The sequence below is a fragment of the Streptomyces sp. 1114.5 genome (assembly GCF_003635085.1).
Classification (GTDB): Bacteria; Actinomycetota; Actinomycetes; order Streptomycetales; family Streptomycetaceae; genus Kitasatospora.
In genome coordinates this window covers 4,454,149-4,470,278 of sequence record NZ_RBXE01000001.1, presented here as the reverse complement: position 1 = coordinate 4,470,278, position 16,130 = coordinate 4,454,149, and the positions used below count along the sequence as shown (strand labels likewise).

9 protein-coding genes and 5 pseudogenes are annotated in these 16,130 nt (G+C 69.4%); 7 read left to right on the top strand and 7 right to left on the bottom strand.

Going from position 1 to position 16,130, the window contains the following annotated elements; translation table 11 throughout:
* Nucleotides 1–203: 203 nt before the first annotated feature.
* The 6 genes and pseudogenes from BX285_RS19870 to BX285_RS19840 form a co-directional block, all read left to right on the top strand.
* Nucleotides 204–695: a DUF5994 family protein gene (locus BX285_RS19870; protein WP_097239208.1), complete on the top strand. Its 492-nt coding sequence runs from the start codon at nucleotides 204–206 to the stop codon at nucleotides 693–695.
* Nucleotides 696–750: 55 nt separating this feature from the next.
* Complete coding sequence (locus BX285_RS19865; RefSeq protein ID WP_097239207.1) at nucleotides 751–999, top strand: hypothetical protein; 249 nt, start codon at nucleotides 751–753, stop codon at nucleotides 997–999.
* A gap of 918 nt (nucleotides 1,000–1,917) precedes the next feature.
* A pseudogene (locus BX285_RS38500) lies at nucleotides 1,918–2,146 on the top strand (MerR family transcriptional regulator); the annotation flags it as partial.
* Nucleotides 2,147–2,526: 380 nt separating this feature from the next.
* Entirely contained in the window at nucleotides 2,527–2,688 is a 162-nt protein-coding gene (locus tag BX285_RS19855; protein ID WP_183107115.1) for a YqaE/Pmp3 family membrane protein, read from the top strand.
* Between the two features lie 45 nt (nucleotides 2,689–2,733).
* The gene (locus BX285_RS19850) at nucleotides 2,734–3,765 is read left to right on the top strand and encodes a YihY/virulence factor BrkB family protein (protein WP_121176071.1); all 1,032 of its coding nucleotides are present in this window, start codon (nucleotides 2,734–2,736) and stop codon (nucleotides 3,763–3,765) included.
* Between the two features lie 382 nt (nucleotides 3,766–4,147).
* Nucleotides 4,148–4,597 (top strand): annotated as a pseudogene (locus BX285_RS19840) (transposase); the annotation flags it as partial.
* Nucleotides 4,598–4,658: 61 nt separating this feature from the next.
* On the opposite strand, the gene BX285_RS19835 reads toward BX285_RS19840, so the two are convergent.
* Both BX285_RS19835 and BX285_RS19830 read right to left on the bottom strand, forming a co-directional pair.
* Nucleotides 4,659–5,933, bottom strand: coding sequence for a glycosyltransferase (locus BX285_RS19835; RefSeq protein ID WP_097239203.1), 1,275 nt, complete (start codon nucleotides 5,931–5,933; stop codon nucleotides 4,659–4,661).
* Nucleotides 5,930–6,574 carry a tetratricopeptide repeat protein gene (locus tag BX285_RS19830; protein WP_147465196.1) on the bottom strand — a complete coding sequence of 215 codons (645 nt, stop codon included), beginning with the start codon at nucleotides 6,572–6,574 and terminating at the stop codon, nucleotides 5,930–5,932. Before BX285_RS19830 ends, BX285_RS19835 begins: the two co-directional genes overlap by 4 nt.
* A gap of 459 nt (nucleotides 6,575–7,033) precedes the next feature.
* On the opposite strand from BX285_RS19830, the gene BX285_RS37915 reads away from it, so the two are divergent.
* Nucleotides 7,034–10,843 carry a glutamate-rich protein 5 gene (locus BX285_RS37915; RefSeq protein WP_220783923.1) on the top strand — a complete coding sequence of 1,270 codons (3,810 nt, stop codon included), beginning with the start codon at nucleotides 7,034–7,036 and terminating at the stop codon, nucleotides 10,841–10,843.
* Between the two features lie 797 nt (nucleotides 10,844–11,640).
* Here BX285_RS37915 and BX285_RS19815 read toward each other — a convergent pair.
* From BX285_RS19815 to BX285_RS39505, 5 genes and pseudogenes are all read right to left on the bottom strand, one after another.
* Complete coding sequence (locus tag BX285_RS19815; protein ID WP_259470734.1) at nucleotides 11,641–13,149, bottom strand: ice-binding family protein; 1,509 nt, start codon at nucleotides 13,147–13,149, stop codon at nucleotides 11,641–11,643.
* A 225-nt stretch (nucleotides 13,150–13,374) separates the two neighbouring features.
* Nucleotides 13,375–13,695 (bottom strand): annotated as a pseudogene (locus BX285_RS19810) (dTDP-4-dehydrorhamnose 3,5-epimerase family protein); the annotation flags it as partial.
* A 48-nt stretch (nucleotides 13,696–13,743) separates the two neighbouring features.
* Nucleotides 13,744–14,788: pseudogene (locus BX285_RS19805) on the bottom strand (IS256 family transposase).
* A gap of 106 nt (nucleotides 14,789–14,894) precedes the next feature.
* A pseudogene (locus tag BX285_RS19800) lies at nucleotides 14,895–15,113 on the bottom strand (dTDP-4-dehydrorhamnose 3,5-epimerase family protein); the annotation flags it as partial.
* Nucleotides 15,114–15,536: 423 nt separating this feature from the next.
* The gene (locus BX285_RS39505) at nucleotides 15,537–16,124 is read right to left on the bottom strand and encodes a transposase domain-containing protein (protein WP_373560534.1); all 588 of its coding nucleotides are present in this window, start codon (nucleotides 16,122–16,124) and stop codon (nucleotides 15,537–15,539) included.
* Between the last annotated feature and the right edge of the window lie 6 nt (nucleotides 16,125–16,130).

Below are 16,130 nucleotides of genomic sequence, written 5' to 3'. Positions count from 1 at the left end.
GTCGTACGAGCGACGACGCGACCCTGTTCCTGATCGAGTGGCGCTGAGACGCCCGCACCCCCGCCGCGGCTCTCCCGAGCGGCCGGATCGGTCCGGCGCGGGCGGAGTACCGTGGAGATGTCGGGGCGGCCCGAGCCGCCGCGCCCTGAGGGGCGGGTCTCGCTCAGCGGGCTCAGCCCGCGTCCACGGACAGGTGGCGAGCCATGTCGGACGAAGCCGGTGCCTCGCACCACGGGCTTCTGCCGGACCGGTTCCGGCAGGCCGCGCAGCCGGGGACGGTCCTGCTGCGCCTGGAGACCACCCAGTCACGCGAAGGTGCGCTCGACGGCGCGTGGTGGCCCCATTCACGGGACATCCGCGCAGAACTTCCCGGTCTGGTCAGGGCGTTGACCGAACACCTCGGGCCCATCGCGAGCGTCGGCCTGGACACGGAAGCCTGGGACGACATCCCGGCCCGCCTGGTCGTCGACGGCCGGTCGGTGCACATCGACCGGTACCCGGTCGGCGATGACACCGTGATCATCACGCGGGGCGACCGCGATCACTTCAGCCTGCTCGTCGTCCCCCCGCAGGCGAGCCAGGAAGCGGCCCTGGCCGCGATGGCCCGCGCGGTCGAGGCCGACGGAACCGACTCCGCGCGGCAGATCCTCATCGCCACCGGCACCGGTCTCGAGCCACCGGCCGAAGCGTCCTGAGGGACAGCCTCGTGGGCCGGGCTCCTCGGGCAGACAGGAAAGGCGGGACGCAGAGATGTCCGTCTACGTGAAACTCTCGGCCGACGCCCGGGCACCGGCGGAGCCGTCGAAGGGACCGCTGGACCTGCAGTACGAGGACCACACGGACGACGGCGTCACCTTCGAGTACGACCTGCACCCGAGCGGCGCACTGCGCGTCCTGCGGGTCTTCGAGGACACGCCACACCGGATCGAGGCGTGCTTCAGCCCCGGAGCGTGGCTCCAGGTCGCGGGCACCTACCTGCGAAGCGGCTCCGAGTACTGACGGCGATCCGGTTCAGAGCGAACCGCAGGCCCTCGGCGGCGGTTGCCCGGCTGTCAGCGGTGCGCGAATGGGCCCCCGTGCCGGAACCGGACGGCGGAGCACGACCTCTCCTCGCCGACCTTCCCCGCGGCTACGCGCCCTTGTTCGGCCGCGCCGACGCCACCGCGGCTTGACTCGGACCAGGCGATGGCCGTCACCAGTACCGTGCGTCGCCCAACGGGCAGCACCGCGCATTCGCAGCGGCCACCACGCCAGGTGCAGGGTCGACCTGAACGCCTGGTCGGGCAGGGTCGCGAGTGCGTTCTGGTGGGAGTCACCTCTACCCGTGGACGCTGGATGGGAGGGCGGTGTCGAGGGCGTCGCGCAGGGCGTACAGGTCGGCGATGGTGGCCAGTTCGGCGAAGCGGGCCAGCAGCCGGCGGACGGTTCGGTTGCCGCCGCCGCGCAGCGGCGATTACCTCACACCCGGATGCTGCAAAATCTATGCTTGCTGGAGCAGACATTCCTTGCGGACGGGTCTAATGTTTCTCTCGTAGACAGGAGTCGGCGATACCGGCCAGACACGGCCCGCAGGGATCAGGGGCCGCCACCAGCGGTACCTAGCACTACGCAATTCAGTGAGAGCAGTACCAGCAGTACGAAAGTGACAGTTCAGTACAGAGGATGAATGGAGGGCGCAAGCGCCATCAGGATCGCCCGGGCCGTGAACACTCACCCGGGCGGACACCGCAGACCCCAACGCAAGGACGGTGGTTTCCGGTCACGCATACGCGATCCCCGCACACCCCCGGGGCAGTGCGGAAGTAACAGGACCGGCCAACGCCGGTAGGTAGATGGCGTTGTTACCCTTCGGGGCCCCGGAACCGACACGGCCCCGGGGCCCCTCGACGCGTTCTCCCCGAGAACCAGAGAGGTGCAGTGACTACAACGACCAGCTCCAACACACCCGACAAACTCGACGACGACTACCCCGCCTACACCATGGGCCGCGCCGCCGAGATGACCGGCACCACCCCCCGGTTACCTACGAGCCCTCGGCGAACACCGCCTCATCACCCCACTGCGCTCCGACGGCGCACACCGCCGCTACGCCCGCTACCAATTGCGCATCGCCATGCGCGCCCGCGACCTCGTCAACCAGGGCAGCTGGCTCGGGCCCCGGAGCCGTCGCACCGGGACCCCCGGATGTGCGGGGTTGCGCCGTCCGTTCCAGCGCGGTGTGCCCACGGGCGGCCGGTGCGGCAGCTTCCCACTCAAAGCCGGCCTTCCGGCACGGATCCAGGACCCGCCGATGGCCTCACCGTCCGCGCGCTGAGAGCACCCGGACGCCGTCGCCTTCGCCATCGAGCCGGACACGTTCACCGACCCGGCTGGGCAGGCCACGCACCGAAGCGCCGTGCATCTCCGTCCACGCACGTGTACCCGCCGTTCCAGCTCAGCCGGTTCCCCGCCGGGCGGCCAGCGGTGAGACGATGAAGAAGCGGCTACCGTGCCGCCGGCCATCGCACCTCGAAACGAGGGATGATCATGGTCAAGGTCCTTTTGGTGCTGTTGTGCCTGGTCCTGCCGTTCCTGGCAGTGCTGATCAAGGACGGGCCGAGCATGAAGGTGCTCTGGGCCTTCCTCCTCCAGCTGTGCGGCCACGTGCCCGGGGTCATCTACGGCATCTACCAGGTGGTGAAGGACTGAGGCCCCGCCCCGAACACAGGTACTCCGCACGCCGGGTTGGCACCCATGTCACGACACGAGAACGAACACCGGCACACAAGCACAGCTGACGAGACCAGGCCCGCCACCCGTGGCGCCGGCCCAGCCGAGAGCCCGACCGACCTGCCCACGAGGTCGTGGTGGGGAGTCCTGAAACGCACCACCAAACAGTTCAAGGCCGACAGCCTCAGCGACGCCGCAGCCGCGCTCACCTACCACGGCCTGCTGGCGATCTTCCCCGCCCTGCTCGCGCTGGTGTCGATCCTGGGGCTGATCGGCAGCTCCGCCACCAAACCGCTGCTCGACCACATTCGTGACCTCGGCCCCGGGTCCGCCCGCCAGATCCTCACCACCGTCGTGCAGCAACTCCAGAACGCCCAGGGCAAGGCAGGCATCGCACTGGCCATCGGAATCATCCTCGCCCTGTGGTCCGCCTCCGGCTACACCGCGGCCTTCATGCGCGCCGCCAACCACGTCTACGGCATCGACGAAGGCCGCCCACTCTGGAAGACCCTGCCCACACGACTCGCCCTGACCATCGTCCTCGTCGTGCTCCTCGCCCTCACCGCTACCGGTGTCGTCTTCACCGGCACCCTGGCCACCAAGACAGGGAAGATCCTCGGAGTCAGCGAAAACGCCGTACAGGTCTGGGGCATCGCCAAATGGCCGATCCTCGTCATCATCGTCACTGCGATGGTCACCCTGCTCTACTGGGCCGCGCCCAACGCCAAACGACCGAAGCTGCGCTGGATCCTGCCCGGAAGCCTGGTCGCCGTAGCCTTGTGGATCATCGCCTCCGGCGCGTTCGCCCTCTACGTCGCCAACTTCAGCAGCCTCAACAGCACCTACGGCAGCATCGGAGCCGTGATCCTCTTCCTCCTCTGGCTGTGGGTCTCCAACGTCGCGATCCTGCTGGGCCTGGAGTTCAACTTCGAGCTGGAACGCGGACGCGCGATCGAAGCCGGTCACCCACCCGAGGAAGAGCCCCACCCCGAACCCCGCGACACCCGCAAACCACCGCCCGACACCCCACACCATCACGACAGACCCAGTCGCTGAGTGCCCGAGGGCGTGTCCAGTGGCCGTCGATCAGGTCCCCGGTCTGCCGCGACGGCAGCATCCGAGCGGTGATCATCCGCGAGTGGCCCGAGACGATCACCAGGGCCGGCGGGCGGCCGGACTGGCCGTAGCCGAGCCGCCTGATCGAATCCGCGTACCGCATCGGCCGAGCCCTCCACGAACTCTGGTTCGCTGCCGCGGCCGAAGTCACTGCCGATACCTCCGGCCACGACCCCGTCCACGTCGTCCAGGAACCCCCACCCTCGTCCTCGGCCTCATCGACGCCCCCCCGAGGCCGTCACCGGCCTGGTGCGCCACGCCCTGCACGTCACCGACGGCCTCCTGCTCGACCCCGACGCCCTGCGCGAGCAGCTCGACGAGCATCTTCATCAGGATCGACGGGGAGCAGAAGTACCTCTGGCGGGCCGTCGACGCCGACGGCAACGTGCTCGACCTCCTGGTCCAGAACCGCCGTGACAAGGCCGCGGCCAGGCGTTTCTTCCGCAGACTCCTCAAGGAGACCGGGTTCGTGCCGCGGGTCGTCGTCGCCGACAAGCTCCGCTCCTACGGCGCCGCCGACCGCGAGGTGATGCCCTCGGTGGAGCACCGCTCACACAAAGGACTGAACAACTGGACAGAGAACTCGCACCAGCCGACCAGGCAACGCGAACGCGCGATGAAGCGCTTCCGCAGCGTCGGCGGAGCCCAGAGGTTCCTGACCGCCCTCAGCGGCATCTCACCCCACTTCCGACCGGGCCGCCACAACCGCACCGCACCCGACCACCACCACGCCCTGACGCCCCGCCAGACGCCTGCACCCCCAACAACGTGACAGTGCCCTACATAGCGCTACCACCGATGACGAAACAGAGCCGGTCGCCGTACAGACCCCATCACACCAGCAGGAGACCACCACACCGTTCCGCGCCGTCCTTCATCGCGATCAGGTTGGCCTGCACGTAGGAGATGTTGTTCCTGGAGTGCCAGTCGGTCGGGTAGTAGGTGACCAGCCGTGAGCTCTGGAACCTGGCCTGGATCTCCGGCACGAAGGCACGGTACTGGTTGTCGGTGTAGTACCAGAACGAGTTCTCGTTGTAGTAGGCGACATGTGTCGGGTCCTGGTACGCGCCCCTGCCGTCCGAGCTGGGCGTCAGGGTGAGGAGCATACCGCCCGGTGCCAGCAGTCGGTAGAGCTCGTTGATCAGCGGGACCTTCGCGGACACGTGCTCCAGGAAGTCCACCGCGCGGAGCAGGCCGACCGAGTCGTCCGGGAGGTCCAGTTTCCCGGGCAGGGTCGCGACGATGTCGACGCCTTCCCCGGGGTGCTGGTCCACACCCAGGTAACCGGGCGGCTTGCGATGCGCGGCGCCGAGGTCCAGCGCGAGCAGTCCGCGCCGCTTGGTCCAGGCGAGCGCGTTGGCCTCGATGTACTTGTCGTACAGCGCGACGGTCTCGCGCTGGATGTGCGCGTTGATCTCCGTGTCGCGCTGGGTGTTGTCGGCGTGCATCCGCTGGAGGTAGAGGCAGCGGGGGATCCGGTGGAAGTCGCCCGCCTGGAACAGACGGCACATCAGGTCCTGGTCGTCCAGCACCACGCGCGTGGCGTCGTACCCGCCAACCTGGTGGTAGACGTCCCTGCGGAACGCGCGCACATGGTTGGGGGCGTACCAGATGTACGAGACGTTGTGCGGCGTCGGCGCCATGGACACGGCCTGCAGAAGCCGCCGGCCGTCGACGTCCACCTCCTCGTACTGCCAGCCGTTCGCCTCGTTGAACCGCGTGTCGTCCCGGCGTCCGTCCTCGGTGACCTGAGCGGTGTGGCTGTAGACGAAGACGACGTCGGGGTTCTCGTCGAAGGCCCGCGCCAGTTCCGCCAGGCAGTCCTTCGTCAGCAGGTCGTCATGGTCGAGCTCCACGAGGATTTCTCCTCGAGCCAGTTCGCAAGCGCGCCGCTTGGCCGCGCCGACCCCCCGGATGTCGTCCGCGATCTCCACCCGGACACGGTCGTCGGGGTGTTCCGGCCGCCATCGCGCGCCGCTGTTGAGGAGCACGATCCACTCCCAGTCGGAGTGCGTCTGCGCCTGCAGGGTCGCGAGGCAGTCGTCCAGGAAGCGCGGCCGGTGGCTGGGGGTGAAAACCGAGAACTTCGGCGTGCAGGGAGAAGTCATCTGCTGGTACCTGCCTGAGGGACTGTCGGTTGCGGTGTCGGTGCTGCGCTCGCGGCATCTCGGAAGCGTTCCGGCACGAGCGGCTGAAGCGACGGGTCGGCGTGGACGGCGCGCCCGAAGGCGTCCTTGGCCTCGCTGTCGCTGCCCTTCTTCGCCAGGGCCTGCCCAAGGTGGAGGTAGGCCGTGGACGCCTTCGGGTCGGCACTCACGACGTGCTGCAGGATCGCGATCGCCTGATCGGTGTCGTTCGATTCGAGCAGGAGCGCCTTGTTGTAAAGGGCCGACTCGAAATCCGGATCGATCTTCAGAGAATTGTCGTAATCCGAGAGGGCCTCGGCCGTCCTGTTGTCGTCCTGGGCGATGACGCCGAGGTTGTACCAGGCGAGTTTGTTGGCAGGATCCAGCTTCAGAACCTGCCTGAAGCTTTCCGTCGCCGCAAGGAAATCGTGGCTTTCCCCTTGCCTGATACCTGCTTGGAGCGCCACCCCCGCCTCGGAGGCGTTTGCAGCCGTGGACACCGTGGGCGCCGACGCGGGTCTGGCCGTGGGGTGCTCGCTGGACAGCTCGACCCAACCGGCCGCCATATTTGCGACTACGACCGTCACGGCGAGTCCCGTCCACAACCGCACTCGTTTCTTCACTGCGCTTTACCTCTTGGATCTGGTGAGAGCGAAGGAGACGGCCACCAACAGGAGGCGAGAACGTGGAGCCAAACGGACGCTATCGCTCGAGGAGCGGGCGCTGTGGCACCGGCGCGCCGTAGCCGCGGGCCGACTGCCCGCGGCTACGGCGCCATGGGCACGGCGCGTACACCGCGACCAAGCCAGCGGCCCTCACGCCCTGCAGATCGCGTAAACGGTGGTGGTGGTGGATACGCCAACGCCGCCTCCGATTTGTGCCTGATAGCCGGTGGGAGGCGAACCGATTGGATAGGCAGCACCCTGGAGGGGGAAATACAGTCCGGTTAGTGTGTTGAAGTTATACGCGCCGCCACCGGTGGCAAATTTGCCGGCGGGACACAAAACGGTGTTGAGAGTTGTGCCACTTTGAGGGCCGGCAAGCGTACTGGTCACGACGACGCTCTGTGTCCCAACGTCCCCTTGAGCCCCCTGGAAGCCCTGGGGGCCCTGCGCGCCAGTGCTGCCCTGGAAGCCCTGCGCGCCGGTGCTGCCCTGGAAGCCCTGGGTTCCCTGCGCACCCGTGCTGCCCTGGGCGCCGGTGTTGCCTTGGAAGCCCTGGGTGCCCTGGGCGCCGGTACCGCCCTGAGCCCCCTGAGTCCCCGGGTCGCCCTGACTTCCCTGGGTGCCTGTGCCGCCCTGGCTGCCCTGCGCGCCTTGCGCGCCGGTGCCGCCCTGCGTGCCCTGAGTGCCCTGCGTGCCCTGGTTGCCTTGGCTGCCTTGGCTGCCTTGGGCGCCCGCACCACCCTGGAAGCCTTGAGTTCCCTGGTTTCCTTGGCTGCCCTGCGCGCCGGTGCCGCCCTGGAGGCCCTGCGCGCCCTGAGCGCCGGTACCGCCCTGGAAACCCTGGGCACCGGTGTTGCCTTGCGCTCCTTGCGCGCCGGTGCCGCCCTGAGCGCCGGTACCGCCCTGGGTGCCCTGGGCGCCGATATCACCCTGAGCCCCCTGAGTCCCCTGAGTCCCCTGGACACCCTGCGTCCCCTGGGCGCCGGTACCGCCCTGCGCGCCCGTGCTGCCCTGAGGGCCGGGTCCACCCTGGTTGCCTTGGCTGCCGGTGCTCCCCTGGAAGCCCTGGACACCCTGCGTCCCCTGGAACCCCTGAGCACCCGTGCCGCCCTGAGCGCCCTGAGCCCCGAGGCCACCCTGATTGCCCTGAGGGCCCTGGGTGCCGGTGCTGCCCTGGGTGCCCTGGGTGCCCTGGGCACCCGTGCCGCCCTGGAAGCCCTGCGCTCCTTGAGCCCCGGCGCCCCCTTGGAAGCCCTGGTTACCCTGCGTGCCGACGCTGCCTTGCGCGCCGGTGCCGCCCTGCGTGCCCTGCGCACCTTGGGTGCCAGTACCACCCTGGAAACCTTGGGCACCCTGCGTGCCGGCGCCGCCCTGGAAACCTTGGGCACCCTGCGTACCGGCGCCGCCCTGGAAACCTTGCGTGCCCTGACTGCCCTGACTGCCCTGGCTCCCTTGGCTGCCCTGGACGCCCTGGACGCCCTGGACGCCCTGGACCCCCTGGAACCCCTGGACACCCTGAGCACCCGTGCCGCCCTGGAAACCCTGAGAGCCCTGAGCGCCCTGAGCGCCGGTGCCACCCTGGCTGCCCTGGCTGCCGGTGCTCCCTTGGAAGCCCTGGACACCCTGCGTCCCCTGGGCGCCGGTACCGCCCTGCGCCCCCGTGCCGCCCTGAGCGCCCTGAGCCCCGGGGCCACCCTGATTGCCCTGGGTCCCCTGAGCCCCGGTGCTGCCCTGACTGCCCTGGTTGCCCTGCGCGCCCGTGCCGCCCTGGAACCCCTGGACACCCTGAGCACCCGTGCCGCCCTGGAGACCCTGAGAGCCCTGAGAGCCCTGAGAGCCCTGAGTACCCTGCGTCCCCGTGCCGCCCTGGGCCCCGGCGTTGCCCTGGCTGCCCTGGCTGCCCTGGCTGCCCTGCGCGCCGACGCCACCCTGGAAGCCCTGCGTGCCCTGCGCGCCCGTACCGCCCTGGAAGCCCTGGGCGCCGGTGCTGCCTTGGAAGCCCTGCGCCCCAGGGCCGCCTTGCGCGCCCTGCACGCCCTGCGTGCCGGTGCTGCCCTGGGCGCCCTGGGCGCCGGTGCCGCCTCCAACACCCTGGCTGCCCTGGCTTCCCTGAGCGCCCTGGGCGCCCGTACCGCCCTGGAAGCCCTGGGCGCCGGTGCTGCCTTGGAAGCCCTGGGTGCCCTGGCCACCTTGACTGCCCTGGGCGCCCGTACCGCCCTGGAAGCCCTGGGCGCCCTGATTGCCCTGCGCGCCGGTGCTGCCCTGGAATCCCTGGATGCCCTGGGCGCCCTGGTCACCCTGATTGCCTTGAGCGCCGGTGCTGCCCTGAGTGCCTTGGCTCCCGATACCACCTTGGGCGCCTTGGAAACCTTGGCTGCCCTGAGCTCCGGTGCCGCCTTGCGTGCCCTGTGCGCCCTGAGTCCCGGTCTCGCCCTGGTTCCCCTGCGCGCCCTGGGCGCCAGTGCTGCCTTGAAAACCTTGCGCGCCCTGGTCGCCCTGGCTGCCCTGCGCCCCCGTGCCACCCTGACTGCCCTGAGCACCGGTGCCACCCTGAACCCCCTGGACGCCGGTGTTGCCCTGAGGGCCCTGCACACCCGTGCTGCCCTGAGCGCCCTGCGCACCCGTGCTGCCCTGAGCACCCTGCGCACCCGTACCACCCTGGCAGCCGACACAGGTACCCGAAGGACCCTGGGCACCCTGCGCCCCGGTGCTCCCCTGAAAGCCCTGCGCCCCGGTGTTGCCCTGCGCACCCTGAGCACCGGTCACACCCTGGACACCCTGACCGCCCGTGCCACCCTGGAACCCCTGGCTCCCGGTACCACCCTGAACGCCCTGATTGCCCTGGCCGCCCTGGACACCGGTGTCGCCCTGGCTGCCCTGCGCGCCGGTATCGCCCTGGAAGCCCTGGGAGCCCTGGCTCCCCTGAGCACCGGTGCTCCCCTGGTTGCCCTGGCTGCCGGTACCACCCTGCGCGCCCTGGGCCCCCGAACCACCCTGGCTCCCCTGCGAACCCGCCACCCCCTGGCTCCCCTGCGAACCCGCCACGCCCTGGAAACCCTGCGAACCGATGCCGCCCTGGCTGCCCTGGCTGCCGGTGCCGCCCTGGCTGCCCTGGTTCCCCTGTGTACCCGTACTGCCCTGGAACCCCTGCGAGCCCTGGTCGCCCTGGCTCCCCTGCGCACCGGCACCACCCTGGAAACCCTGCGAGCCGGTCCCGCCTTGGAAGCCCTGCGTACCGCTGCCGCCTTGATTCCCCTGGGCGCCCGCGCCGCCCTGGGTGCCCTGGGTGCCCTGGGCACCCGTGCCGCCCTGCAAGCCCTGCGAGCCCGGGCCGCCCTGACTGCCCTGCACACCGGCACCGCCCTGGAAGCCCTGAGTCCCGGTGGCGCCCTGCGTGCCCTGGCTGCCCTGCGCGCCGGCACCGCCCTGGGCACCGTTCCCACCCTGACTGCCCTGCGCGCCGGCCTCGCCTTGGGCGCCCTGCACCCCAGGGCCGCCCTGCAAGCCCTGGGAGCCCTGGGCGCCCGCGCCGCCTTGGGCTCCGGTACTGCCCTGGGCGCCCTGGACTCCGGCCCCACCTTGACTGCCCTGGCTGCCGGTACCGCCCTGGTTTCCCTGCGTACCTTGGGTTCCGGTCCCGCCCTGAGACCCTTGGGCACCGATGTCGCCCTGATTGCCCTGGGCGCCAGCGGCGCCCTGGCTGCCCTGCGCGCCGGCTCCGCCGAGCGATCCCTGTGTGCCCTGGGTGCCTTGGCTGCCCTGCATCCCCTGGCTGCCCTGCGCCCCCGTGCCACCCTGAAAGCCCTGCGCGCCCTGCGCGCCGGCGGTGCCCTGACTGCCCTGGCTGCCGGTGCTCCCTTGGAAGCCCTGGACACCCTGCGTGCCCTGCGCACCAGCGGTGCCCTGGCTGCCCTGCGCCCCCGTGCCGCCCTGAAAGCCCTGCGCGCCCTGGGGCCCCTGGTCCCCTTGGTCCCCTTGGTCCCCCTGGGGACCCTGTGGCCCCTCGTCTCCCTGAGGCCCCTGTGGCCCCTGGTCCCCCTGTGGTCCTTGGGAACCATGGTGCCCGTGGTGCCCATGAGATTCGCCGCCGTCGCCATGATCCCCGGCCCCGCCGCCGTTCTCAGGGGGACCACCGCCGTCATCGCCGGGTTCCGCGCCGCCGTTGAGCATCGCTCGTGTGCGAGGGGTGAACGCGGCGCTCAGGGCGCCATTCGGGCCGGGCACTGAGTGAACGTAACCAACGACGGACTTCTCGATCGCGCCGGCGTCGGACGCCGACGGTGAGGACAGGCTGACAGCCAGGGCGAGAGCGCTCATTGCGGAGAGCATCGTGGCCGTCTTAACCCACGACCTGCGAAGAGACTTACGGTTCATTCTCGAGCCTCCGGAAGAACTCAAAGCAAACACGCAGAAGTGCACCAACCAGGGGGTGCTGAGGGATGAACCACACCGTTCGTCAGGCCGTATAAGTATGTGATCAAACGTTTTCACCTATACCAAATTCGCCCTGCTTCGCCGCTTTTTCACCCCAATAGCCACGACGTCACGGGCCCGCGCGACCTCACCGCCCCGAGGGCTCGTGGCGCGTCAAGCCGCTTCTCGGCCGCACACGATCCCATGACAGCCGATCAGCTCTCCGGGGAAGCCGGCGTGTGACTTCGAGACTCCAGTTCGCCACCGGCCGCGGAGTCAGAACCACCTCACAGGTCGCAGGTGGTCGTGGTGGCCACCTGCGCCAGGCCACCTCACGGGCGCCGACGCTCCCCGCCGCACAGGCAACGCCCCCGATCGCCTCGCCGCTGCCCACGGGCGCCTCCTCAGGCACCGACCAAGCGGGATCGCACCCGGCTCCGCGGCTGCGATCGGCGCGCGATCGGTCCGGCAACGTGCCTCTTGCCGGACCAACGCGACACTTGAAGCAAGCCTCACTGCCCCAGCGCAGAAGGCACTCCCGCGCGTACAGCTCCCGACATGGGTCCGCTGACCGCGCCTGTGGCAGTGCGCCACCGGGGCAGCGACCTGCCCTACGAGGAGGCGACTCCGACCGGGAAGAAGCCGACGGTGACGGTGGCGGTGACGGCGTTGGTAGCCGTGTCGATCACCGACACCGTGCCGTCCCATTCGTCGGTGACGTAGGCGTGCGTCCCGTCCGGGGTGACGGCGACTCCGAACGGACCGTTGCCGACGGCGACGGTGGCGGTGACCGCGTTGGCGGCGGTGCCGATCACCGACACCGTGCCGTCGAAGAGGTTGGTGACGTAGGCGTGCGTCCCGTCCGGGGTGACGGCGACTCCTTGCGGACCGTTGCCGACGGTGACGGTGGCGGTGACGGCGTTGGTGGCCGTGTCGATCACCGACACCGTGCCATCCCCGCTGTTGGACACGTAGGCGTGCGTCCCGTCCGGGGTGACAGCGACTCCATGCGGGCTGTTGCCGACGGTGACGGTGGCGGTGACGGCATTGGCGGCCGTGTCGATCACCGACACCGTGCCGTCCCATTCGTCGGTGACGTAGGCGTGCGTCCCGTCCGGGGTGACAGCGACTCCATGCGGGCTGTTGCCGACGGTGACGGTGGCGGTGACGGCATTGGCGGCCGTGTCGATCACCGACACCGTGCCGTCCCATTCGTCGGTGACGTAGGCGTGCGTCCCGTCCGGGGTGACAGCGACTCCGAACGGGCCGCTGCCGACGGCGACGGTGGCGGTGACGGCATTGGCGGCCGTGTCGATCACCGACACCGTGCCGTCCCATTCGTCGGTGACGTAGGCGTGCGTCCCGTCCGGGGTGACGGCGACTCCTTGCGGACCGTCGCCGACGGCGACGGTGGCGGTGACCGCGTCGGTGGCCGTGTCGATCACCGACACCGTGCCGTCGAAGAGGTTGGTGACGTAGGCATGGTGCGGCGATGCGGCACAGGCCGGGCGGGTGATCGTGTCAGTGTCCAGTGAGACCGCGGCGGTGCGGGCCAGCGTCCGACCGTCCACTGTCACGCCCGTCGTGACGGTGATCGACGCCTGCGCCAGAACGCTTCCCCGCAGCGTGGAACTGGTTCCAAGTGTCGCGGAGCTGCCGACCTGCCAGAAGACGTTGCATGCCTGCGCGCCGTTGACGAGGTCGACACTGCTCGCCGATGCCGTGGTCAGCGTGGACGCGGCCTTGAAGATGAACACGGCGTTCGGGTCGCCCTGGGCGTCCAGCGTCAGCGTTCCGGTGATCCCGAACGTGCCCGCCGCGGAGTCGTACACGCCGGGGGTCTTGGTGGTGCCGCCGAGTTCCGTGGGAACGGTGGCGGTGGCCGGGCGCGCCGCGGCGTCGTTGTAGGCGGCCGTCAGATCGTTCTGAGCCTGCACCGCGGCAGCATCGGCGACGTGTTGGGTGCCGTTCACCCGCCCGGGAGGAAACCCGGTCACCGAAGTGCCCGGGCTCAGTCCGAGGTCGCCGTTGATCACGGTGGCGCCGGTATTGGTGACGGTCGACGCGGCGAGAACCGCAAAGCCGGCGGCGGTACCCAGTGAGACGGGCGGCGTGACCACCCTCGCGCCCGCGTTCGCGTTCGTGCTCAGGGGTCCGACCACACCGATCAGGACGCTGGTCACGCACGTGAGAACCAACGCCGCCGGCCTGGATCGACCAGCGATCCTGCGGACGGCGCCTGTGATGCCTCGTGTCGTCATGGGCTTCCTTTCGTGCAGACCTACATCAGCGGGGATCCTTTCGCCGATCACGGTCGCACACGAACGACATCAATCCCGCGACGCTCACAGACGCTGGCGGAACTGATTGCCATTCACCCGCCTGGAGGCGTCGGAAACAAGTTCGACGATGAAACGATGAGTGGAATCACTACCACCCGGGAGCGCGCCGTACCCCAGGCAGGTGGCGTACGAAGGCAGCAGCCCCCTTTCCAGTGCCTCGGCCAGCGACGGTGCCATCGCATCCCTGGCTGAGAGCAGCGGCTCCCCGACCGGCCACGCAATGCCCAACTCCGGGTCCACCGGGTGCACCGCGTGCTCGCCGGCCGGCCGGTACGCCGTCGAGCACAGATGACTGATCGTGGCGTCAGAGGCGAGTGCACAGAAGCCGTGGGTCGTGTCCCATGAAGTGGTGTAGTGGTCGTAGGCAAACGGTCATGAAGTAGGCGGGAGTTCGCTCCGGTTGGGCTCGTTGGGGTAGATCTTCTCCATGCTGGCCTCGGGTAGGTAGCGGCGGGGGAAGGCGATCCATTCGTCGTGCATCTCGAAGAGCACCGCGGTGACCAGCCGTAGGAGCGCGTCGTCGTTGGGGAAGACCTGGACGACGTCGGTGCGGCGCTTGATCTCGCGGTTGATCCGCTCCAGCGGGTTGGTGGACTGGATCTTCTTCCAATGGCGCTCGGGGAAGGCCGCGAAAGCGGTCAGGTCGTCCTTGGCCTCCAGGAGCATCTGGCTGACCTTGGGGAACTGCTTGCCGAGCATCTCGGCGACGGTGTCCAGCTGGGCACGGACCGCGGCTTCGCACTCCGGTCAGGCCGCGTTCGCGCAGGGAGCGCAGGAACTCGGCCCAGAACACCTCGGTCTCGCTGTCGCCGACCATCAGACCCAGGACTTCCCGGCCGCCGTCCTCGGTGATGCCGGTGGCCACGACCACGGCCCGGGAGACGATCTGGTGGTTCACGCGGGCCTTGCAGTAGGTCGCGTCCAGGTAGACGTAGGGGAAGCGGGTGTGGTCGAGCGGCCGGGTCCGGAAGGCGGTCAGCTGGTCATCCAGATCGGCGCAGATGCGCGAGACCTCGCTCTTGGAGATGCCGGTGTCCGCGCCGAGGGCTTTGACCAGGTCGTCGACCGAGCGGGTGAACACGCCCAGCACGTAGGCCTCCATGATGACCGCGTAGAGGGCCTGGTCGATGCGGCGCCGGCGTTCCGGCAGGCTGAGGAAGAAGCTTCCCGAGCGGACTTTGGGAACGGTCAGCTCCAGGTCGCCGGCCTGCGTGGTCAGGGTCTTGTCGCGATGGCCGTTGCGCCAGGTGGTGCGAGTCTCCGTGTGCTCGCCGGGCTCGGCGCCGATCCGGGCGGTGGCTTCGGCCTCGATCAGCTCCTGCAGGAGCCGCTGGGCGAGGCTCCTGATCAACTCGATTCCGTCCGCCGTACGCAGTGACTCCATGAGGCGGAGTAGGTCAGACTGGGACAAGGCCATAGCGCACCTCTCACTCAACGAGCATGCCTACTCGGAGAGTTGCGCGATGGCTCCTTTCCGACCAGGGGTTACGTCAAGATCCCTGCTACACCGCTCGGCGGGACGTCATCAAGCCGTGTCCCACTCCCTCCGACAGATAGACCGCGCGCCGCTCGACCGCGTCCAGCCGGATTCCTTCCCATTGACCGAAGTTGGGCGGACTGACCCGCAGGTCGACCACCACGTCCAGCACCGCACCGCCCACGCAGGTCACGTACTTCGCCTGCCCGGGCGGCACATCCGCGAAGTGGATGCCGCGCACCACGCCCTGGGCGGACACCGAGAGGATCCGTCATCCCCCGACCACCCACGCCCGAACGCCGAACCTGGACCCCCGACGAAGCGGTCCGCTTCCACCAGGTGCGGATAGTGATCTTCCGGACGGTGTGTCGTCTTGAGCATGTCGTCGCCATGTGGTTCTGACGTGCCTCGCGCACCGTCCCTCACGCTCTGCCGCCACGCCCGACCAGGCAGCGACTCTTGGTCCCAGGATCACCCGATTGGGAGAAGGGGAAGCTCATGGGACAGCGTGCGCGGCGGGGCCTGGTCTACCGGGGGTGCGGTTGTACGGACGGGCACGGGAAGCAGTTGGGTCCGTGGTGTGTGCGATAGGTGGAGGAGGCGGGTCACGGGCCGTGGACGTAACTCGGCCCCGTCCGTCCAGTCGGTGCTCCGAATCAAGTACCCCGTGCCGGTCTCCCCTGGCCGGTCATGGCTGCCTCGACTGAGGTCGAGTTCCTGCGCGATGTCGTGGATCCGGGGGCGGCGCGATAGCAGGACAGCTGGGATCGGTCGGGCGGACTGCGTAGCCCTGGCACTTGCTGCACCAGTCGTAGCCGTCGTCGTCGAGCAGGTCGGCGACCGTCAGCAGGGCGTCGCTGGCGACGACGCCGCGTTCCCGGGAGTTCAGGCAGAACGGGGAGCGTCTCTCGCCTTGGACCCGGGGATTGGCGTTCGTCGTGTAGACCTGCACGTCGGCGAGGACGCCGGGCGGGATTCCGCTGCCGCCGCCGTGCCATCGGGGGCCTCGAACGGCTGGAGCTCTAGGTCCTCGGTCGAGCAGCGCCTTGAGCGGATCAACGCCGAGCCTCTGGCGGGCCTGGGTCAGTGCGGAACCGGTCGGAGGGGTGTATCCATTGCGGCGGCACGGGCGGTGCAGACCTGTCAGGAGGCTGCCCATGACCGAGCGATATCCCGACGGGCACGAGCTGCCATACCCACTGAACAGGCACATCGCCAGGACGAAAGACACCGCAACCCTGGCCGCCGCCCCGGACCGGACCTGCCTGGTCGTCACCGCAGA